The organism is Streptomyces sp. NPDC018019, from assembly GCF_044327805.1.
Lineage (GTDB): Bacteria > Actinomycetota > Actinomycetes > Streptomycetales > Streptomycetaceae > Streptomyces.
This window is the reverse complement of record NZ_JBIRGD010000001.1, coordinates 325,594-347,019: the sequence shown is the minus strand read 5'-3', so window position 1 is coordinate 347,019 and position 21,426 is coordinate 325,594. Positions and strand designations below refer to the sequence as shown.

General features: G+C 72.9%; 15 protein-coding genes. 7 read left to right on the top strand and 8 right to left on the bottom strand.

What is annotated here, in order from left to right; genetic code table 11:
- The first annotated feature begins 6 nt into the window (after positions 1–6).
- From ACH4FX_RS01650 to ACH4FX_RS01640, 3 genes are all read left to right on the top strand, one after another.
- Positions 7–771, top strand: a complete 765-nt coding sequence (locus ACH4FX_RS01650) for a GPP34 family phosphoprotein (protein WP_398474180.1) — start codon at positions 7–9, stop codon at positions 769–771.
- Positions 772–1,167: 396 nt separating this feature from the next.
- Positions 1,168–2,034 (top strand): helix-turn-helix domain-containing protein, encoded by an 867-nt coding sequence (locus tag ACH4FX_RS01645; protein WP_398474179.1) that lies wholly within the window; start codon positions 1,168–1,170, stop codon positions 2,032–2,034.
- 201 nt (positions 2,035–2,235) lie between these two features.
- On the top strand, positions 2,236–2,442 hold the full coding sequence (locus tag ACH4FX_RS01640) for a DUF397 domain-containing protein (protein WP_398474178.1): 207 nt from the start codon (positions 2,236–2,238) through the stop codon (positions 2,440–2,442).
- Positions 2,443–2,583: 141 nt separating this feature from the next.
- On the opposite strand, the gene ACH4FX_RS01635 is transcribed toward ACH4FX_RS01640, so the two are convergent.
- A complete protein-coding gene (locus ACH4FX_RS01635) occupies positions 2,584–3,480 on the bottom strand; it encodes a hypothetical protein (protein WP_398474177.1) in 897 nt (298 codons plus the stop codon).
- 180 nt (positions 3,481–3,660) lie between these two features.
- On the opposite strand from ACH4FX_RS01635, the gene ACH4FX_RS01630 reads away from it, so the two are divergent.
- The 3 genes from ACH4FX_RS01630 (at position 3,661) to ACH4FX_RS01620 (ending at position 7,695) form a co-directional block, all read left to right on the top strand.
- A complete protein-coding gene (locus tag ACH4FX_RS01630; protein WP_398474176.1) occupies positions 3,661–4,863 on the top strand; it encodes a PLP-dependent aminotransferase family protein in 1,203 nt (400 codons plus the stop codon).
- A 165-nt stretch (positions 4,864–5,028) separates the two neighbouring features.
- A complete protein-coding gene (locus ACH4FX_RS01625) occupies positions 5,029–5,814 on the top strand; it encodes an SDR family oxidoreductase (protein ID WP_398474175.1) in 786 nt (261 codons plus the stop codon).
- 303 nt (positions 5,815–6,117) lie between these two features.
- On the top strand, positions 6,118–7,695 hold the full coding sequence (locus tag ACH4FX_RS01620) for a sodium:solute symporter family protein (protein ID WP_398474174.1): 1,578 nt from the start codon (positions 6,118–6,120) through the stop codon (positions 7,693–7,695).
- A gap of 12 nt (positions 7,696–7,707) precedes the next feature.
- Here the strand turns inward: ACH4FX_RS01620 and ACH4FX_RS01615 are convergent, their stop codons facing one another.
- The 5 genes from ACH4FX_RS01615 to ACH4FX_RS01595 form a co-directional block, all read right to left on the bottom strand.
- A complete protein-coding gene (locus tag ACH4FX_RS01615; protein ID WP_398474173.1) occupies positions 7,708–9,420 on the bottom strand; it encodes an ABC transporter family substrate-binding protein in 1,713 nt (570 codons plus the stop codon).
- Positions 9,421–9,489: 69 nt separating this feature from the next.
- A complete protein-coding gene (locus ACH4FX_RS01610) occupies positions 9,490–11,835 on the bottom strand; it encodes a dipeptide ABC transporter ATP-binding protein (protein WP_398474172.1) in 2,346 nt (781 codons plus the stop codon).
- Positions 11,832–12,773, bottom strand: a complete 942-nt coding sequence (locus ACH4FX_RS01605; protein ID WP_398474171.1) for an ABC transporter permease — start codon at positions 12,771–12,773, stop codon at positions 11,832–11,834. The genes ACH4FX_RS01610 and ACH4FX_RS01605 overlap by 4 nt, the downstream gene beginning before the upstream one ends.
- Positions 12,773–13,753 carry an ABC transporter permease gene (locus ACH4FX_RS01600; RefSeq protein WP_398474170.1) on the bottom strand — a complete coding sequence of 327 codons (981 nt, stop codon included), beginning with the start codon at positions 13,751–13,753 and terminating at the stop codon, positions 12,773–12,775. The genes ACH4FX_RS01605 and ACH4FX_RS01600 overlap by 1 nt, the downstream gene beginning before the upstream one ends.
- Before the next feature lie 390 nt (positions 13,754–14,143).
- On the bottom strand, positions 14,144–15,265 hold the full coding sequence (locus ACH4FX_RS01595) for an ADP-ribosylglycohydrolase family protein (protein WP_398474169.1): 1,122 nt from the start codon (positions 15,263–15,265) through the stop codon (positions 14,144–14,146).
- A 218-nt stretch (positions 15,266–15,483) separates the two neighbouring features.
- Here ACH4FX_RS01595 and ACH4FX_RS01590 point away from each other — a divergent pair, with 218 nt between their 5' ends.
- Positions 15,484–15,747, top strand: coding sequence for a hypothetical protein (locus ACH4FX_RS01590; RefSeq protein ID WP_398474168.1), 264 nt, complete (start codon positions 15,484–15,486; stop codon positions 15,745–15,747).
- Positions 15,748–15,775: 28 nt separating this feature from the next.
- Here ACH4FX_RS01590 and ACH4FX_RS01585 read toward each other — a convergent pair whose 3' ends face one another.
- Positions 15,776–18,649: a tetratricopeptide repeat protein gene (locus tag ACH4FX_RS01585; RefSeq protein WP_398474167.1), complete on the bottom strand. Its 2,874-nt coding sequence runs from the start codon at positions 18,647–18,649 to the stop codon at positions 15,776–15,778.
- Positions 18,650–18,778: 129 nt separating this feature from the next.
- Complete coding sequence (locus tag ACH4FX_RS01580; RefSeq protein WP_398474166.1) at positions 18,779–21,421, bottom strand: bifunctional FO biosynthesis protein CofGH; 2,643 nt, start codon at positions 21,419–21,421, stop codon at positions 18,779–18,781.
- Positions 21,422–21,426: the final 5 nt, after the last annotated feature.

Genomic DNA, 21,426 nt, shown 5'->3' with positions numbered 1-21,426 from the left:
GCATGGATGGGCAGGAGCCGCAGAACAATTCCGGAGGAGCTTCTGCTGCTCGCTTTGGACCCGGCAACGGGAACCACAGCGCAGCCGCAGTCGCTCGACCTCGGTCTGGCCGGGGCGCAGCTAGTAGAGCTGGCACTGGCCGGACGGATAGCCCCTGACGGGGATCGTATCGCCGTGGTGCTGCCACGGCCGACCGGAGATCCGACTCTGGACTCCGCGCTCGAGTTGCTGCGACGCCGCGGCAGCCCGGTGCGCGCGGTCCACTGGATCGGCGGGCCCCGGCTGGGGCTGCGCCAGACGTATCTCACGCACCTGGAGCGGTGCGGCATGGTGCATGCCGTGGCGGGCCAGATGTGCGGGGTGCTGCCGACGACTCGCTACCAGGCGACGGACACGGCCATCAGCCGGGAGATCAAGAACCGGCTGGACAGCGCGATCCGCACCGGCGTACCGCCGGACCCGCGGACCGCGGCGCTCGCCGCGCTGGCCCACGCGGTCGGTCTCGGCAAGCACCTGTATCCCGGGAACGAGGGGCGCTCCTCGCGCTCCCGCCTCCGGGACCTGATCCGGCACGACCCGATGGGCGGGCTGGTCGCACATGCCGTCATGGATGTGCAGAACGGCGTCGCGGCGCAGCCGAGGCGCGCACCGGTGACGGCCGCCTCCGGGCCGGGAGCGGGCCGGCAGCCCGCCACCCGTGTCGCGGCGGAGCCGGCGGGCGTACCGGCGCAGCCCCGGCACGGGTCCATGGCCCGCGTCGGCGCGCGATGACGCCCCGCGACAGCGGGCGTTGACGGAACACGGCACCACGCGGGCACGTCGCACGTCGTACACCACGTAGCCCGGCACCCACGCGGCACAGCAACACCACATCGCAGCACAGCACCGCCACATCACAGCACCACCGCACACGGCATCACCGCAGCACCACATCGATCACCGCACCACCGCATGACCGGCACCACAGCACCACCGTCCCCACAGTCCCGTTCGGGAGCCGCAGCAAGCGCGGGGTGGCGGGCCGGCCGCTCCGGACGACGGCCGGGCCGCCACCCCGCGCGCACGTCCGCTCGCCTTGTGTGTCCATTCCACTGCGCTGCGCGGACCTGGGATGGCAATCTGCTGAGCAGGAGAAAGCAGCAGTACGGAGCCGGAGGTGCACGTCCCGTGGCGTCCAACATCAATCCCACCGTCCGGCGACGCCGGCTGGGCCAGGAGCTGCGCAGGCTCCGCGAGCTGAAGGGCATGACGGCCGAGGAGGTCGCCGAGCGTCTGCTCGTGTCCCAGTCGAAGATCAGCCGGCTGGAGAACGGCCGCCGCAGTATCAGCCAGCGGGACGTCCGGGACCTGTGCGGGGTCTACGAGGTCGACGACCACCGGGTCGTGGATTCGCTGATGCAGATGGCCAAGGACTCCCGACAGCAGGGCTGGTGGCACGCGTTCGGCGACATCCCGTACAGCGTCTACATCGGTCTGGAGACCGAGGCGGCCTCACTGCGGGTGTACGAGTCGCTGCTCGTGCCGGGCCTGCTCCAGACGCCCGGGTACGCCGAGGCCGTCATTCCCGGTACGGTCCCGGAGCTGACCCAGGAGCAGCTGGAGAAACGCATTCAGGTGCGGATGCGCCGCCAGGACCGGGTCAACCATCCGGACAACCCGCTGCGGCTGTGGGTCGTCCTGGACGAGAGCGCGCTGCGCCGGGTCGTGGGCAGCCACCTGATCATGCGCGAGCAGCTCGACCACCTCGTGGAGGTCAGCAACCTGCCGCACGTGACGGTGCAGGTGCTGCCGTACGACGCGGGCGCGCACGCGGGCATGTCGGGGACGTTCTCGATCCTGGAGTTCGACGACGCGGCCGATTCGAGCGTGGTCTACATCGAAGGCGTCACAAGCGATCTGTATCTGGAGAAGACCAACGACGTCCACAAGTACACGATCATGTACGAGCATCTGCGGGCGCAGGCGCTCAGCGCGGACCAGAGCCGGGAGTTCATCGCCGCCGCGTCGAAGAAGCACGCGGACAGCATGGCCTGATCACGGCGCCAGGATGGCTGAATCGGAGATTCCGGACAGAAGTGCGGCACCGTACACCGACCCCTACCCCCTTGAGAAGAGATCAAGGAATATGCCATACGGATGAGTGAACTGCTCCTGCTCACCGTGATGTTGGCGCGTAGCGTCGGGTCTACCGAATCCGCGGCAACGCGGTGCACCTCAGAACGAGTCGGAGTGAACATGGCCATTCAGCCCAATTCCGCATTTTCCTGGACGAAGTCCTCGTACTCCGGTGGCAACGGCGCCTGTGTGGAGGTCGCCGTGCCGGCGCCCGCCGCCATCGCGGTGCGTGACTCCAAGGACCCCGACGGTCCGCGTCTGACCTTCGACACCTCCGCGTGGAGCACCTTCGTGGCGGACGTGCGCAAAGGCGCCGACGACCTGTGAGCTGAGCCGGCGGTGAACCGCCGACCGTACACCGCATAACCAGCACCACCCAGAGCCCTCTCGACTGGATCGCCGTCCCGGCCGAGGGGGCTCGGCCTTGCCCGGAGCCGCCCGCGCCGGGCCCGGCCGCCGCCCCGGCGCTCAGCGCAGCTCGTCCACGTACCGGTCGGTGCCGGGCACCGTGGGGACGAACGGCGCGACCAGCTCCACCCGCCCCAGGCCCGTGGCGGCCACCTCCGCGTCCAGCCCCGTGTACCACGGCGCCCAGCAGGCGCGCGGGTCCTCCTGGAGGAACCACAGCAGCGTCAGCCGGTGGCCCACGCCCTCCACCTGCCGTACGTAGGGCATCCGGTCGTCCGGGAGCGGAGTGGGCCGGAAGACCGTCACCATGGCGGCGGGCGAGTCCGCCAGCCGGCGCGGCAGCAGTTCGGTGCGCAGCCGGTGGAGCAGCGCGGCGCGGCCGTCCGCGTCCTCGGTGTCGATGACCTCCATGACCAGCCCGGCGTACGGGTGGTCCAGGGCGTGGAAGTCGCGCGGGCCACGCGCGCCGTCCCGGTAGACGGTGGCCGCGTGGTCGTGGAAGGCCGTGAAGACGTGCGTACGGGCGTGGTGGATGCGGCCGTCGGCGTTCAGCCGCCGGTTGATGGTGACGGTCCACCGCAGATGGTCGTCGTAGCGGCCGTCGGTGATCCAGTACGTCGACAGATAGCAGCCCGCCGTGACCGGCCGGGCGACCGCGGACCGCGCCGGGTAGCGCAGGAGCTGGAGGTCGCGGGTGGCGACCCAGCGGCGGCCCGCGAAGATCCACGGCATCGCCATGGCGCCGGCGAGGTAGTGGTCGTCCTCGTACCAGCGGTTGTACGCGTACTCGTGGCCGGGGTGCGGCTCGACCATGGTGATCAGCGCGTGTCCCGGGTGCACCCCGTACGGGCCGACGGCGGCCAGTTCGGCGTAGGCGGCGCTGCGGGTGTCCGCGTCCGGGGCCCCGTCCGCGCCGGGGGCCCGGTCCTGCTCGTCCGTACCGGGGTCGTGGGTCATGGCACCAGGTGTAGCTGACGGGCCATCAGTTGAGGAGGGGTGCGGCGGCCCCGGTTCACCATGCGGGCAGTGCTGCACGGCTCCGGCGCGCCCGCCTAAGCTCCCTGCATCCTGCACCTGTCGAGGGGCGGGCGCCCGCGTGCGCCCGCGGCGCAGGCGGTACCACGACGGGAGAACGCCATGCCGGAAGCCGGCCGCCCCACCCCCGCGCTCGCCGCGCGCGCCACCCGGACCGGCGGCTCCCCCGTACGCGAGATCCTCGCCCTGACCGCGCGGCCCGAGGTCATATCCTTCGCCGGCGGGCTGCCCGCGGGCGAGCTGTTCGACACCGGGGGCATCTCGGCGGCCTTCCGGCACGTCCTGGACGAGGCGCCGCGGCAGGCGCTCCAGTACTCGACGACCGAGGGCGACCCGGCGCTGCGCACCGCCGTCGCGGCCCGGGTGAGCGCCCGCGGCCTCGCCACCGGGGCGGACGACCTGCTGGTCACCACCGGCTCGCAGCAGGGCCTGTCGCTGCTGGCCACGGCACTGCTGGAGCCGGGCGACACGGTGCTGGTCGAGGACCCGTGCTATCTGGCGGCGTTGCAGGTCTTCGCGTTCGCCGGAGCCAGGGTGGTGCCGGTGCCGGCCGACGACGCGGGCCTGGACCCGGCCGCGCTGGACGCGGTCGCGGCGCGTGAGCGGCCGAAGCTGCTCTATCTCGTGCCGACGTTCCAGAACCCGACCGGCCGGACGCTCGCCGCCGGACGCCGGGCCGCGGTGGCCGAGGTGGCGGCCCGGCGCGGGCTGTGGGTCATCGAGGACGACCCGTACGGCGAACTGCGTTTCGAGGGCGAGCCGGTGCCCTACTTGAGCACGTTCCCCGGGGCCGAGGACCGTACGGTGCTGCTCGGGTCCTTCTCCAAGACCGTGGCGCCGGGCCTGCGGCTGGGCTGGCTGCGCGCGCCGGCCGAACTGCGCCGCGCCTGCGTCGTCGCGAAGCAGGCGGCGGACCTGCACACCTCCACGGTCGACCAGGCGGCGGTGGCCCGCTACCTGGCGGGGCCGGACCTCGACGCGCACCTGGACCGGGTGCGCGGTGCCTACCGCGCACGGCGCGATGCCCTGGTGGACGGTCTGGCGGGCGCCCTGCCCGACGGCTCGCGCTGGAACCGGCCGGACGGCGGGATGTTCGTCTGGGCGACGATGCCCGCCGGGTACGACGCGGCGGCGCTGCTGCCCGAGGTGGTCCGGCACGATGTCGCGTACGTTCCGGGCGCGCCGTTCTACGCGGGCCCGGCGGACGCGGGGTCGATGCGGCTGTCCTTCGTGACGCATCCGCCGGAGGAGATCCGGGAGGGGCTGCGGCGACTGGCGAGGACGCTGCGGGGCGGGGAGCGGTAGGCGGAGCCGTCGCGACGCCTGCCGTAGCCGTCGCGCACTCGCCGTAGCCATCGCGCGGCCACCGTAGCCATTGTCCGCTCACCGCCTTATCCTGACGGGCCGTCATATGCTGTCGGCGGGCGGCCAAGGTCCGTCGCCGACGGCCGGCCCGGCCGGGAGGCGCGCATGCTGCTGCGGGACAAGACCGTCGTCGTGTCGGGTGTCGGCGCCGGGCTCGGACACCAGGTGGCGGTGGCGTGCGTACGGGACGGCGCTTCGGTGGTGCTCGGCGCCCGTACGGAGTCCCGGCTGGCGGAGACGGCGGCGCGGGCCGACCCGTCGGGCGAGCGCGTGGCGTGGCGGGTGACGGACATCGCGGACGAGGAGCAGTGCGCGGCGCTGGCCGCGCTCGCGGCCGAGCGGTTCGGCGGCATCGACGCGGTGATCCAGGTGGCCGCGCTGGACTCGCACTTCGGCGGGCTGGCGGACGCCGATTTCGACGCCTGGCAGCGGGTCGTGGACATCAACCTCTTCGGCACGCTGCGGATGACCCGCGCCTGCCTGCCGTCGATGGCGGAACGCGGTGGCGGCTCGGTGGTGCTGATCGGCACCCAGTCGTCGGTGGCCGCGCCGTCCGAGGTGCGGCAGGCGGCGTACGCGGCGTCCAAGGGCGCGCTGGTCTCGGCGATGTACTCGCTCGCCCGCGAGCTGGGGCCGCGCCGGATCCGGGTCAACACCGTGCAGCCGGGCTGGATGTGGGGCCCGCAGGTCGAGGCGTACGTGCGGTACACGGCGGACGCCGAGGACATCCCGGAGCGCGAGGTGCTGGACCGGCTCACCGCGCGGATGGCGCTGCCGGAGATGGCCACGGACGCCGATGTGGCACAGAGCGCGGTCTTCCTGGCGTCCGACCGGGCGCGGGCGATCACCGGCCAGTCGCTGCTGGTGAACGCGGGCGAGATCATGCGCTGACGGCTGACGGCTGACGGCTGACGGCCCACGGCCCCGAGCGGCCCGCACCCGTCCCGCACCCGGCGAAGTGTCCGCTCATCGTGGTTTCCGGCGGGCGCGCCCAACAACCACCCCCGAGCCCAAGAGAACGCAAAATCGTTCGCTGAGCTGACAGCAGTTCATATCCATGACCGACGGCCCCTTGACCGGCCCTCGCCGTGAACGGTTCAATCCCCGAAGTCCCCGCTCCCGCACGGGGGCGCCGCCCCGCGGAACGTACGGCGACGTGTTTCCCCGTTCACATGGCGGACCCCTGGAGGGGGCATGAACAGTCTCGACTGGGCCGTGCTCATCGGCTACTTCGGCGTGATGGTCGCGATCGGCGTCTGGTCCCACAGGCGGGTGGACGACGTGGGCGACTTCTTCACTGCGGGCGGCCGGATGCCGTGGTGGCTCTCCGGCATCTCGCACCACATGTCGGGCTACAGCGCGGTGATGTTCACCGGCTACGCGGGCATCGCGTACCAGTACGGCATCACGTCCTACGTCACCTGGTCGTTCCCCATCGCGATCGGCATCGCCATCGGGGCCCGCCTGTTCGCCGGGCGGCTCAACCGGCTGCGCTCGCGGCTGCACGTCGCCTCGCCGCTGGAGTATCTGAAGAGCCGCTACAACCTGCCCACGCAGCAGGCGCTCGCCTGGTCCGGCGTGCTGCTGAAGATCGTGGACGTGGGGGCCAAGTGGGCGGCGATCGCCACCCTGCTGTCCGTCTTCACCGGCCTCACCCTCAATCAGGGCATCCTGATCACCGGTGTGGTCACCGGCGTCTACTGCACGGTCGGCGGTCTGTGGGCGGACGCGCTCACCGAGCTGGGCCAGTTCGTCATCCAGCTGCTGGCGGGCGTGGCGATGCTGGTGACCGTGCTGGCCGAGCTGGGCGGCGTCAGCGCGCTGTGGACGGTGTGGGACCGGCTGCCGGACAGCCACGCGCAGCCGACGGCCGGGCCGTACACGCTGACGTTCCTGCTCGCGTACCTGTTCATCAAGACCTTCGAGTACAGCGGCGGGATGTGGAACCAGGCTCAGCGCTACATGGCCACCCGCAGCGCTCATGAGGCGCGGCGCTCGGCGCGGCTGTCCGCCGCCCTGTGGTTCGTGTGGCCGGTGGTGCTCTTCTTCCCGATGTGGGCCGCGCCGCTCCTGGTGAGGGCCGAGAAGCCGGACGCGTCCGACGCGTACGCGCTGCTCACCGAGCACCTGCTGCCGCACGGCCTGCTGGGCCTGGTCATCGTCGGGTTCTTCTCGCACACGATGGCCATGTGCTCCTCCGACGCCAACGCGATCTCGGCCGTCTTCACCCGGGACATCGCGCCCGCGCTGCCGAAGCTGGGCGCGCGGGCCCGTACCTGGTCGCACCGGGCGGGCCTGCTGGCCGCCCGCCTGTCCACCGTCGCCTTCCTGGGCCTGTCGATGGCCGTGGCCACCCAGGTCAACTCGCCGACGTTCAAGGACATCATCACCGTGGTCATCAAGTGGGTGGCCGGACTGGTGGGGCCGATCTCCATCCCGTTCCTGCTCGGCATGGTGCCGCGGTTCCGCAGGTCGGGGCCGACCGCCGCGCTGGTGTCCTGGGCCGCCGGGCTCTTCGCCTTCTGGCTCACCAACTACGGGCTGGCCGGCGTCCGGCTCCAGATCCAGATCGTCGCACCGGTGGCCACCTCGCTGGTGCTGTACGTCCTGGTCGGCTTCCTCAAACCGGAGGACACCCCGGAGCGGGACGCGGTGCTGGCCCGTATCAACAGCGGTGACGACCGGGACGGCGGTGCCGGTGGCGCGGACGCCGCCGCCCGGCCGGTCGCCGGGCCCGTAGGCGGACCCGGCAGCCGGCCCGCGCCGCGCTGAGCCGCCGCGGAGCTACTTCGTGTAGCCGATGCGCTCGTACGTGATGTCCGCCATGCCCTGCGCCCCGAGGTTGGCCAGGTCCTTCCGGGCCGCGGTGATCTCCGGGAGCTGGTAGGTGGGCAGCACGCCCGCGACCCGCCACGCCTCCGCGTCGGCCTGGTTCACGGCCTCCACCGCCTGGCCGGGGTCGGTGGTGCGGGCGGCCTTGGCCAGCAGGTCGTCCAGCTTCTCGCTGCCGGTGCCGGACTTGTTGTTGCCGCCGCCGCGGGCGTAGGTGTTGCTCGACCCGCTGGCGGAGAACGGCGTACGGGAGAGGCTGAACGGCGCGACGTCGAAGTCGCCCGGGACCAGGTACTTGTCGAAGAACTCGTTGACCGGCACCGTCCGGACGTCGAGCCGCACGCCGACCTGGGCCCACATCTGGGTGAGGATGGTGGCCTCGTTCTTGGAGGCGGGCTGGCCGGTGGGGATCACGAAGCGCAGCTTCAGCTCCTGGCCGCCCTTCTTGCGGACCTTGCCGTCCAGCTTCCAGCCGGCCGCGTCCAGCATCCGGCCCGCCGCCTCCGGGTCGTACGCGGCCAGGTCACCGGCGTTGTTCCGGTAGCCCTTCTGGTGGGGCATGAGGAAGTGGTTGTTCAGCGGCTCGGCCGCCCAGTTGAGGCCCTTGACGCTGGACTTGACCAGCGTCTCGCGGTCCGTGGCCTTGAACAGCGCCTTGCGCACCGCGGGGTCGCCGAGCTTCGGGCTCCTGCCGTTGAAGGTCAGGTGCCGGTAGTTGGGCCCGCCGGCTTCCCGTATCTCCCCGGTCTTGACCGCCGACGCCTGCTTGAAGGCGGCGACACCGGCGTTCAGGTCGAAGTAGTCGATCTCGCCGTTGGCGTAGGCGGTGGGCATCGACTCGGTCGTCATGGCATGGAAGACGATCTTGTCGAGCCTGGGCTTCTCGCCCCACCAGGCGGGGTCGGGGACGAGCGTGACGGTCTGCGCGGTCTTGTCGATGCCGGCGAGCTTGTACGCGCCGGAGGTGAGCGGGATCTTGTTGAGGTAGCCGGTGGTGAAGCCCTGGGCGTCGGCCATGTACTTCGCCGGGTACAGCGGGGTGTTGTTGGGCGCGCCGAACAGGGCCCGCCAGTCCGCGTACGGCTTGTCGAAGGTGAGCACGGCCTCGTGGTCGTCCTTGCCCCTGCGGACCGACGCCACGTCCTCGTACCCGGTCGGGGAGCCGACCTTGAACGCCGGGTCCTTGCTGCTCATGGCCCGTACGTTGGCCTCCAGGTCGCGGTAGGTGACCGGGGTGCCGTCGGACCACTTCGCCTTGGGATTCAGGTGGTAGGTGACGACCTGCTTGCCGCCCTCCGTACGGCTGGCCGCGTCCAGCAGGTACGCCTTGTTGGGGACCTGCTCGCCGTTCGGGGCGGAGTGCCACAGCGACGGCATCAGGGCCTCGATGACGACGTTGGTGGCGGCCTGGTTGCCGTCGACCTCCATCTCGTTCCACTGCACCGGGAACTGGTCGATCGCCCAGTTCAGCGTGCCGCCCTGCCTGAGCTGCGCCGGGTCGGTCCGGTTGATGTCCAGCGCGGCGGTCTTCGGCGCTTGCCTCGGTTCACCGTCGCCGCCCCCGTCGTCCGGGCCGCCGCAGGCGGTCAGCGCCGTGGACGCCACCGCGACGGTGGCGACGAGGGAGAGCGGAACTCTGGAGAGCGGCACTCTGAAGAGCTTCATTGCGGAGACGTTCCCTTTCTCGACTGGACTGACGAAAACACAGGGAGGGCGTGGCGCGGGAGTGGTTCTTCAGCCTCCTCCGGGCGGCGTGGCGAAGTGGCAGGCGGCGGTGTGGGGGGTGGGGGCGGTGGGCTCGGGAACGACAGGGCCGATGGGGGCGGGAACGGTGGGGGCGACGGCCCAAAGCCGTGGGTCCTCCTCCCGGCAGCGCCGCTGCTCCGGTGCGCCGAGCGTCGCGTACAGCGGGCACCGGCCCCGGAAACGGCAGCCGGACGGCACGTCCGCCGGGCTCGGCAGGTCACCGCGCAGCAGGACGCGGTGCCGGGCCCGTTCCTTGCGCGGATCGGGCAGCGGTACGGCGGACAGCAGCGCCCGCGTGTACGGGTGGGCGGGCGCGGCGAAGACCTCCGCGGTGTCTCCCGACTCCACGATGCGGCCCAGGTACATCACCGCGATCCGGTCGGCGCTGTGCCGTACGACGGACAGGTCGTGGGCGACGAGCAGGTAGCTCAGGCCCAGCCGGGCCTTGAGGCCGTCCAGCAGATTGAGCACCCCGGCCTGGACCGACACGTCCAGCGCGGAGACCGGCTCGTCCAGCACCAGCAGCCGCGGTTCCAGGGCCAGGGCGCGGGCGATGGCGATGCGCTGGCGCTGGCCGCCGCTGAACTCCCGTGGGTAGCGTCCGGCGTCCCCGGCCGCCAGCCCGACCGTCTCCAGCAGTTCGGGGACGCGGGCGGCGATCCGGTCCTTGGGCACGCGGTGGGTGCGCAGCGGCTCGGCGAGGATGTCGCCGGCCGGCATGCGCGGGTCCAGGGCGGCGGCCGGGTCCTGGAAGACGATCTGGAGGTCGCGGCGCAGGCGCTTGCGTCCGGCGCGGTCCAGGTCCCGTACGTCCTGGCCGAAGAGGCGGACGGTGCCCGCCTGCCCGGCCGCCAGGTCCATGATCTCCAGCAGGGTGGTGGTCTTGCCGCAGCCGGACTCACCGACCAGGGCGAGCGTCTCCCCTTCCCGTACGGTGAGATCGATGCCGTCCACGGCCCGTACGGTGCCGACGGTGCGCTTGACGAACGTGCCACGGACCAGCGGAAAGTGCTTGACCAGCCCGTCCACCTCCAGCACGGCGGGGGGTGGGGGCGGAGAGGGCGCGGTTCCCGTCCGCTCCCCCTGGGTAACCCCCTGCTGGGGGGACGAGTCCGTTCGATTCGCCCTGGTGGAGGCGGCGCAGTCGGCATGCCCCGGCCCGGTGCTCCCCGGGTCCGTGGGCCCCGCCCCGGTTCGCGCCCCCTCCGGCCCCACGCCGAACGCCTCGCGCGCGCCCTCCCGCTCCGTACCGCTCGTACGCCCCCGCCCCGTGCCCCCTCCCCCCACCACGGGAAAAAGCTCAGCCCGGGCCAGCGTCCCCGCGGCGATCTCCTCGCTGCGGTGGCACGCGGCGGTGTGGCCGGTGGCCGTGGCGGGGGCCGGGGCGGGTTCGGTCGCGCGGCAGCGGTCGACGGCGGCGGGGCAGCGCGGCGCGAAGGGGCAGCCGGGTGGCAGGGACGTCAGCGACGGCGGGGCGCCGTCCACGGGCACCAGCGGCGCGCCCGAGAGGTCGTCCAGGCGCGGCGTCGCCCCCAGCAGTCCGATCGTGTACGGCATCCGGGGCCGGTAGTAGATCTCGTCGACCGTCCCGGACTCCACCGGCCGCCCCGCGTACATGACCTGCACCCGGTCCGCGAACCCCGCGACCACTCCCAGGTCGTGGGTGATCAGGACGATCGCGGCGCCGGTCACCTCCCGCGCGGTCTTCAGTACGTCGAGGATCTGCGCCTGGATGGTGACGTCCAGGGCGGTGGTCGGCTCGTCCGCGAGGATGACCCGCGGGTCGTTGGCGATGGCCATCGCGATCACCACGCGCTGCCGCATCCCGCCGGAGAACTCGTGCGGGAAGGCGTCCGCACGCCGGTGCGGGTCCGGAATGCCGACGAGGTCCAGCAGTTCGACGGCGCGTGCCCGGGCCGCCTTCCGGCTCAGGTCCTGGTGGATGCGCAGCGCTTCCACGAGCTGGCTGCCGATGCTGTAGACGGGCGTGAGGGCGGACAGCGGGTCCTGGAAGACCATGCCGATGCCGTTGCCGCGGATCTGGGAAAGGGCCGCGTCGTCGAGGCCGAGCAGTTCCCGGCCGTCCAGCTCCACCGAGCCCCGTACCTCCGCGCCGTCCGGCAGCAGCCCGAGGACGGCCTGTGCGGCAGCCGACTTCCCAGCGCCCGACTCGCCGACGATACCGAGCACTTCACCGGGCCGTACGGCGTAGCTCAGTCCGCGTACGGCGTGCACCGGGCCGGTCTCGCCGGGGAAGGTGACGTGCAGGTCGGTCACCTGGAGGGCGGGCACGGGGGCCGCCGTGTCCGGGGCGGTGGTGCGCTGTCCGGTCACCGGCGGCGGCCTTCCGCGACGGCGCGGTGCCCGCGCTTCCTGCGCCTGGGGAGTCCGGCAGGCCGCTTGCGCCTCTTCACGCGGGCCTGCGCACCCGCCGCGTCGGGGTCCAGCGCGTCCCGCAGCCCGTCCCCGACGAACGCGAGGGAGACGCCGATGAGCACCAGGCACCCGGCGGGGAGGAAGAACAGCCACGGGTAACCGGCCGCCATGTTGGTGTTGTCCGCGATGACCGTGCCCAGCGACACGTCCGGGGGCTGCACCCCGAACCCGAAGTACGACAGCCCGCTCTCCCCGATGACCGCGGCACCGGCCTGGATGACCGCGTCGATGATCAGCAGCGAGGCCATCTGCGGCAGGATGTGCCGGAAGACGATCACCGGCGCCGGTACGCCCAGGTACTTCGCGGCCTTGACGTACTCCCGTTCCTTGAGCGTGAGCGTGACGCTGCGGACCACCCGCCCGGTGATCATCCAGCTGAACGCGGCCAGCAGCACGACGAAGACCGGCCAGCCGGAGCCGCGTACCAGGGGCGAGAGGACGGCGACGATCAGGAACGCGGGCATCACCAGCAGCAGATCGACGGCACCCATCAGGACGCGGTCGGTCCAGCCGCCGACGTAGCCGGCGAAGGCCCCCACCACGGCGGACACCACCGTGGAAACGACGCCCACCAGCAGGCCGATGACCAGTGACTTCTGGAGGCCGCGCAGGGTGAGCGCGTACAGGTCCAGGCCGCTTTGGGTGGTGCCGAACCAGTGGTCGGCGGACGGCCCGGACAGGAAGTTCAGGAAGTCGTGGGTGCGGTGGTCCCACCGGGACAGCAGCGGGCCCGCGTAGGCGGCGAGGAAGAGCAGGACCAGCAGCGCGAGCCCGAGGAGCGCGAGCCGGTTGCGCGCGAAGCGGCGCGCGGTGAGGCGCGCGCGTGCGGTACGCATCACCGCACCCGTACGCGGGGGTCCAGGGCCGCGTACAGCAGGTCCGCGAGCAGCCCCGCGACCAGCACCAGGACGGCGGTGAACAGGCCGACCGCAGCGACCGAGTTGACGTCCTGGCCGGCGACCGAGTCGACGAGCAGCTCGCCCATCCCGTGCCAGCCGAAGGTCTTCTCCACGAAGGTGGCACCGGCGAAGAGCAGCACGATGTTGTAGACCAGCAGCGGTACGACCGGCAGGACGGCCGTGCGCAGTCCGTGCCGTACCAGCGCGGTGCGGCGGCGCAGGCCCTTGGCGCGCGCGGTGCGCAGGAAGTCGGCGCCGAGCACGTCCAGCATGGTGCTGCGCTGGTAGCGGCTGTACAGGGCGGCCTGCACGATGATCAGGGTGAGCGCGGGCAGCAGCATGTGCTGGGCGCGGTTGAGCAGGGCGGCGGGGTCCCACCGGCCGGCGTACTGCGCGTCGTACTCACCGAGCACCTTGATCGTCTGCGTACCGTCGTTGAGCGCGGTGGCTCCCGTCTTCAGCGCCACGCCGACCACGAACACCGGCATGGCCAGCACGAAGAACGAGGCCAGGGTCGAGAACCGGTCGAACAGCCGGTACTGGCGGATCGCGCCGTACGCGCCGACGGCCACGCCGAGGGCCGAGCCGGCGAGAGTGGCCAGGAACAGCAGCCGGGTGCTGACACCGACCCGGCGGCCGACGTCCTCGTTGACCGAGTCGCCGCCGACGGTCCGGCCCAGGTCGCCGTGGGCGACACCGCCGGCCCAGCGTGCGAAGCGGACGGCCACCGGGGTGTCCGGATTCATGTTGTAGTCGTCGAGGGTGCGGGTGATGGCGGCCTCGGGCAGCGGCGGGTTGCGGCCCTCGAACCGGGCCCGGGGGTTGAGGCTCAGGCCCGCGAGCAAGTACGTCAGGGACGCCGCCACGACCACCAGGACCAGGTAACTGGCCAGCCTGCGCAGCAGGTAGCGGCCCATGGTCTCTCTCCCCCTCGCACGCCTCCGGCACGGACCGCCCGCGGCCCCCCTGGGCTGTTCTCGCACGCCCGGGGCCGGTTTGTCGACCAAGGCCACCCCAAAGCGGGGCATTGGGGGGCGGGGGTGGGGGTGATGGGGCGGGTGATGGGGCGGGCCGGGTTCCGGCGCGCCGCCCGTTGGGTAACCCCCCGGTGGGGGAGCGAGACCGTTCGATTCGCCCTGGTGTACGCGCGATACGGGCGCACCGCACACGGCGCACGGCCGGACGCCCGGTCACTGCGCCCCGCGCCTCCACCCCCGCCAACCCGCGTACCACCCCGCACCTCCACCCCCGCCAACCCGCGTACCACCCCGCGTCACGCGCGCGGGTACCGCTCCAGCCACCCCGCGTCACGCGCGCGGGTACCGCTCCAGCCACCCCGGTGCCGAGTTCCCCGGTCCGTGCAGGGCCGGGCCCTGGGTCATCTCCATGGCGAAGTCGTCGGCGAGTTGGAGGATCGTCGCCCGGCCCTCCAGCTCGGCCAGCCATACGGGCGGCAGCGCCGTCTCGCCGTGCAGCGTGCCCAGGAGGTTGCCGCAGATCGCGCCGGTCGAGTCGCTGTCGCCGCTGTGGTTGACCGCCAGCAGCAGCCCGTGCCGGACGTCCTCGGCGACCAGCGCGCAGTACACGCCGATGGCCAGGGCCTCTTCGGCGGTCCAGCCCTCGCCCAGCGACTCCACGCGGGCGGCCGTCGGCATCCCCTGCCGTACGGCGCCGAGCGCCTGCCTGAGTGCCTCGGCGGTCTCCTCGTGGCCGGGCCGGGCGGCGAGGTGGGCGAGGGACTTCTGCACGGCACCGTCCAGGTCCTCGCCCCGGGCCAGGGAGTGGGTGATCACCGCGAACGCGCCGGCCGCCAGGTAACCGGTCGGGTGGCCGTGCGTCTGGGCCGCGCACTCGACGGCCAGCTGGAAGACCAGCTGCGGCTCCCAGCCGACCAGCAGCCCGAACGGCGCCGACCGCATCACCGCGCCGCACCCCTTGGACCCGGGGTTCTTGGGCTGCTCCAGCGTCCCCATCGTGTCGTCACCGAGCCCGGACAGGCAGGCCCGGCCGGGTGCCCGCTGCGCGTACAGCCACTCCTCGCGCGCCAGCCACCCGTCGTCCTTCTTGCGCTCGTCGGGGCCCCAGTCGCGCTGCGTGGCGGCCCAGCGCAGATACGCGCGGTGCACGTCGGTGGGCGGGTGCCAGGCGCCGGTGTCGCGCCGTACCTGCGCGCGGATCAGGCCGTCGACGGTGAACAGCGTCATCTGGGTGTCGTCGGTGACGGTGCCGCGCCGCCCGAAGGCGGGCACGTAGTCCGTGACGCCCGCGTCGCCGTGTGCCTCGCGGATCGCGTCCAGCGAGCTGAATTCGATGCCCGCGCCGAGCGCGTCCCCGATCGCCCCGCCCAGCAGGCAGCCCCGCACCCGGCTGCGGAAGTCCTGCTGTTCGGCCCGGCCCCAGATGGCCGCGCCGCCTGCCGCTGCGCTCACGTTCGTTCCCTCCCCGTGGACCGCCCACTCCTTACGGGGCCCTTACGCTCCCCCTGCGCAGCACTGTAATCGACCAAGAAAGGCCAAAACCGGGCGAGGAACGTTATGCGAACAGTCACCCCGGCAGCGGCTTTTGATCACTACGGTCCCGATCAGCACAGACGTGCCCCCTGCGTACCGAGGCCATGCCATCCGCGCCCCGTGGGCATGCTCCGTCCATGCCCGAGTTCGAGTGGGACCGCACCGCCATGGCCGTCGTCGCCTGTGCCCTGGCCGGCGACAGCGACGGCGCCGTGGAACTCCTCCGGCCGCTCTCCCAGCGCGACGTGTGCCAGATCACCGTACGGCTGGCCGCGATGGCCGCCGACGCGCTCATCTCCGCCGCCGAGGACACCGGCGGCGACCGCGCGGAAGCGCTGGCGCAGTGGCAGCAGTGCATCCTTCAGCACGAGGCGGAGGCGGAGTCGGGGGACGAAGGGTGAGGGCGTGGGGCGCGGGCGTACCGCCCGTTCATGGCGTCCTGGGGCCGGCCGCGGCCATCCGTTGCAGGAGTACGCGGCGGACCGCCGCCAGCTGATCGGTGACCGCCGCGTCCGGCACCGGCCACAGTGCCGCCAGGTCGCGCACCCCGAACTCGGTCTCGGCCAGCCGCTCCCAGGGCGCCCCGTCGCCGAGCAGGTCGGCGAGCGCGGCCCGCGCACCGGCCCAGTCGGTGAGGGCGCAACGGCTGACGACGGCGATGACGGCCGGGCCCGTGAGGTCGTCCCCGTCCGGCGGCCGGACCGGCGCGTCCCGTAGCGCCTCCCAGGCGGGCGCCGATTCCCGTATCCCGCTCACCGCGACGGCGAGCAGTGCGGCCTCGTACCGGACCGGCGGTTCGTCAGGCGCCAGAGCCGACGCCGCCTCGACGGCTTCGCGTGCCGCTTCGAGCTGCCCCGCACGGCGCAGGCACCCGGCCCGCGCGGACAGGAAGACGGCCCGGGACACGTCCGGTACGGCGGTCCGGCCGGCGTCGCCCGGTACGGCGGCCCGGCCGGCCTCGGCCAGAGCCCTGTCGTAGTCGGCGAGCGCTTCGGCCTCCGCACCCCTCAGCTGGTGCGCCTTGGCGCGGCGGGCGAAGGCCCAGGGATCGGCCGACCCGAGCGCGACGAGCCGGTCGAAGTCCGCCACCGCCTCCGCGGGCCGCCCCGCGAGGAGCGCGACCCGGCCCCGGGCCCCGGCGGCCCACGCGTACGCCGGATTGACGGCCAGCGCCCGGTCGAACTCCGCCAGCGCCTCCGCGTACCGGCCCATGGCGCGGTACGTCATGCCCCGCTCGGCCATCGCCCAGGCGTAGCCCGGATGCAGCTCGATGGCATGTTCCAACACTGCCAGCGCCTCGTCGAAGCGCCCCAGGTGACGCAGGCAGACGGCGCGGCTGCCGTGCGCCGGCGGGTAGCGCGGATCGAGTTCCAGCGGCCGGTCGAACGCCGTCAGCGCCTCTTCGTACCGCCCCATCAGACGGTTGACCTCTCCGAGGTGGAAGGCCGCGGAGACCGAGCCGGGATCGAGGTCCAGGGCACGGGAGAAGTCCTGGACGGCGGGCCCGAAGTCGCGCTTGTACCGGTAGGTGAGTCCCCGCCCCACCAGCGCGTGGACATCGTCCGGCGCCAGCTCAAGGCACCGGTCGAAGTCGGCGAACGCCTGATGCCACGACTCGGCCTTACGGTGTTCACGGCCGCGGAGGCGGTGGATCAGCGCCTGTTCCGGTACGCCGAGGCCGGGCCGGGCGAGCAGCGTGGTCAACACCCCTGCCAGGCCGTCCGGCCCGTCGAGCGCCGCCGTCAGCCGCCCGCCCCAGTCGCGTACGTCCGGCGCGTCCCCGTCCTCCCCCGCCTGCCGCACGGTCTCCGCCACCAGCCGTACGGCGGGCGGCTCGTACTGAGCGGTGACCGTCACCTCGGACAGCGCCTCGGGCAGGTACCCCCGCGGATCGGCGCACAACGCGTGGTAGATCTCCCGCAGCCGCAGCTCCCGCCACCGCTCGTCCCGCCGGCACGCGCCCGCGTCCCCGCTGCCCGCATCCCGGTCGCCCGCGTACTCCTCCCGCCCCCTCCGCGCCGCCTCCGCCAACCGCCCGTGCCGCTCCGCCCAGGCGCGCGGCGAGCGGTGCCGCTGGAGGCGCAGCATCGCCGTACGGACCACCTCGTGGTACTGCCAGCGACCGCCCCGGTGGGTGACGAACGGCAGCGCGCACAGCCACCCGAAGTGGTCGGCGGCCTCGGCGTCCACCGCCTCCCGGTACACGTCCTCGTCCAGGCTGCGCGGCAGGGCGGCGGCCAGCGCTGCGTCCCTGCGCACGGGGTCGGTCTCCCACTTCAGGAAGCGTTCGACGGCGGTGTCGCTCGGGTCGTCCACCGCCTCCGCCGCGTGCGGCCGGCTCTCGGCCAGGGTGGAGACGAGGACCGGCAGGCGGCCGGACAGCCGCAGGATCATGTCGACGGTCTCCGCGTCGGTGACGTCCCGGGCCGTCAGGTACTGCCGGGCCTCGGCCTCCGTGAAGGCGTCCAGCGGGATGTCCGTGACGTGTTCGAGGTGGTCGGCCCAGCAGCGCCGGTCCAGCGGGTCCCGCCCGGAGAGGGTGACCATGACGTTCGGCGCGAGCGGGCCGTAGCGGTCGCTGAACAGCAGGTCGCGCAGCCAGGTGTCCAGCAGCGGGCTGGTCGCCTCGTACGTGTCGAAGAACAGCGCCAGTACGGGGACGGCGTCGGCGGCGTCGCTCAGCTCCCGGACGAAGACCGGCGTCAGCACCTCGGCCGGGGACAGCACCAGCCGTACGTCGTCGTGGCTGCGCAGGCGTGCGCCGATGCGGCTGCGCAGCCGGTCGGTGCCGCGGGCGAGCTGGGTGGTGTCCACCGCGCCGGCGAACGGGCCGACGCCCGGGATCAGGCCCATGCCCGCCACGCCCGCCCTGGCGATGATCAGGCTGCCGGGCGACGGCGGCGCCTCGTCGCCCGGTTCGTCCGGCCCCGCGAGTGCCGCCTCGGCCTCGTGCCGCCGCTCCCGGTAGGTGGCCAGCAGCTTGTCGAAGGACTTCAGCGGGCTGCCCTGGCGGCCGAGCCGGGCGCTGATCTCGGCCATCGCCTCCGGGACGCCGTGCACCGACTCGTCCACGTACACGGTCAGCGCGCCCAGCTCGCGGGCCATCTGCTCGAAGCGCCGGACCAGGGAGGTCTTTCCGACGCCGCCCTGGCCGTGCAGGTGATGCAGGAACCGGAAGCCCGGGTCGGCCGGGTCCCGGGCGAGATTGGCGCGGAACGCGGCGAGTTCGCCGGCGCGGCCGACGAAGCCGTCGCCGCGCCGGGCCCGGATCAGCTCCTGGCGCGAGGGCCGTCTGCGGTCCACCGCTCACCTCCCGGCCTGCGTCCCCCGGCGGGCTCTGGGGCGTAACCGTAGCGCCACACGGCCCGCCGCGCGGCGCCCCGGCCGGGGGCAGAGCTTCTGTCCGCCCGGCCGGGCTGCGGACACCGGCTCCTACTCCACCACCGGCAACAGCTCCGGCAGATGCCCGTCCGACGCCAGCGCCGCCGCCTCGCGCTCGGCGGACACCGGTCCGTACGTCGTCGTGCGGGCGCGCGACGGCCGGCCCGCGGCGTCCGCGATGGCGACCAGGTCCTGGATGGAGCGGTACGAGCCGTAACTGGAGCCCGCCATCCGGGAGATGGTCTCCTCCATGAGCGTGCCGCCCAGGTCGTTGGCGCCGGAGCGGAGCATCTCGGCGGCGCCTTCGGTGCCGAGCTTGACCCAGCTCGTCTGGATGTTGGTGATGTGCGGGTGGAGCAGGACGCGGGCCATGGCCGTCACGGCGCGGTTGTCGCGGGTGGTCGGGCCGGGCCGGGCGATGCCGGCCAGGTAGACGGGCGCGTTGGTGTGGATGAACGGCAGCGTCACGAACTCGGTGAAGCCGCCGGTCTCCTGCTGGATCTCCGCGAGCAGCCGCAGGTGGCCGAGCCAGTGCCGGGGCTGGTCCACGTGCCCGTACATCATCGTCGAGGACGAGCGGATGCCCAGCTCGTGGGCGGTCTTGATGACCTCGACCCAGGTGGCGGTGGGCAGCTTGCCCTTGGTCAGCACCCAGCGGACCTCGTCGTCGAGGATCTCGGCGGCCGTGCCGGGGATGCTGTCCAGCCCGGCGGCCTTGGCCTCGCTCAGCCACTCCCGGACCGACAGGCCGGTGCGCGACGCGCCGTTGACGACCTCCATCGGCGAGAAGGCGTGGACGTGCATGCCGGGGACGCGTTCCTTGACGGCGCGCGCGATGTCGAAGTACGCGGTGCCGGGCAGGTCGGGGTGGATGCCGCCCTGCATGCACACCTCGACCGCGCCCACGTCCCAGGCCTGCTGGGCGCGGTCGGCGACCTGGGAGAGGGAGAGGGTGTAGGCGTCGGCATCCGTACGGCGCTGGGCGAAGGCGCAGAAGCGGCAGCCGGTGTAGCAGACGTTGGTGAAGTTGATGTTGCGGGTGACGATGTACGTGACGTCGTCGCCGACGGTGGCGCGGCGCAGATCGTCGGCGATGCCGCACAGCGCGTCCAGCGCCGGGCCGTCGGCGTGCAGCAGGGCCAGCGCCTGGCCGTCGGTCAGCTTGGTGGGATCGTCGGCGGCCTGCGCCAGCGCGGCGCGCACGTCCGTGTCGATGCGCTCGGGCGCCATGCCGGGGGCGGCGGCCTCGCGCAGCGCGTCCCAGTCGCCGTACACCTCGTCGAAGTCGTCGCGCCGGTCGGCCGTGCGGCCGTCCGTGTCGATGGTGCGGTGCAGATCCGTACGGCCCGTGGCGCTCATCGAGAAGCCCTCGTCGGGCTCCTGCCAGGGGCGGCCCTCGACCACCGCGTCCTCCCGGGCCAGGCCGGTCTCCGGGTCGGCCAGGGCGCGGACGTGCGGCAGCAGGCGCGGGTCGAGCCAGGGCTCGCCGCGCTGCACGTACTCCGGGTAGACGGCGAGCCGTTCGCGCAGCACGAAGCCCGCGGCGGCGGACTTCTCGGCCAGTTCGTCGATCTGCGGCCAGGGCCGCTCGGGGTTGACGTGATCGGGCGTCACCGGGGAGACGCCGCCCCAGTCGTCGATCCCCGCGTCGATGAGCAGCGCGTACTCGGAGTCGACCAGGTTCGGCGGCGCCTGGAGGCAGCCGGACGGGCCGAGGATGTGCCGGGCGACGGCGACGGTGGCGGCCAGGTCCTCCAGCTCGGCGTCCGGCATGCCGCTCATGGCCGTGCCCGGCTTGGCCCGGAAGTTCTGCACGATGACTTCCTGGATGCCGTGGTAGGCGCGCTGCACCTTGCGGAGCGCGAACAGCGACTCGGCGCGCTCCTCGTAGGTCTCGCCGATGCCGATGAGCAGGCCGCTGGTGAACGGCACGTTGGAGCGCCCGGCGTCCTCCAGGACGCGCAGCCGTACGGCCGGTTCCTTGTCAGGGGAGCCGTAATGGGGACCACCGGGCTCGCTCCACAGGCGCTCGGCGGTGGTCTCCAGCATCATGCCCATCGACGGGGCGACCGGCTTGAGGGTCTGGAAGTCCGTCCAGGACAGCACGCCCGGGTTCAGGTGGGGCAGCAGCCCCGTCTCCTCCAGGATGCGGATGGCGATGGAGCGTACGTAGGCGATCGTGGAGTCGTACCCCTCGGCCTCCAGCCACTCGCGCGCCTCGGGCCAGCGCTCCTCCGGCTTGTCGCCGAGCGTGATCAGCGCTTCCTTGCAGCCCAGTTCGGCGCCGCGGCGGGCGATGTCCAGCACCTCGTCGGGGGACATGAACATGCCGTGTCCGGCGCGGCGCAGCTTGCCGGGGACGGTGACGAACGTGCAGTAGTGGCACTTGTCCCGGCACAGGCGGGTGAGCGGGATGAACACGCTTTTGGAGTACGTGATGACGCCGGGGCGGCCGGCGGCCTCCAGGCCGGCGTCGCGCACCCGGGCCGCGGACGCGCACAGGTCGCGCAGGTCGTCCCCGCGGGCCTGGAGCAGCACCGCGGCCTCACCGACGTCGAGCGCGACGCCGTCGCGGGCGCGCTTGAGGGCGCGGCGCATGGCGTTGGCGGTGGGGGCGGTGGCCGAAGAGGGCGTGCCGGTGGGGACCGCCACCCGGTCCGTCCCCTGCCCGGGTACCTGCGCGCTGCTAGTCATCCAAC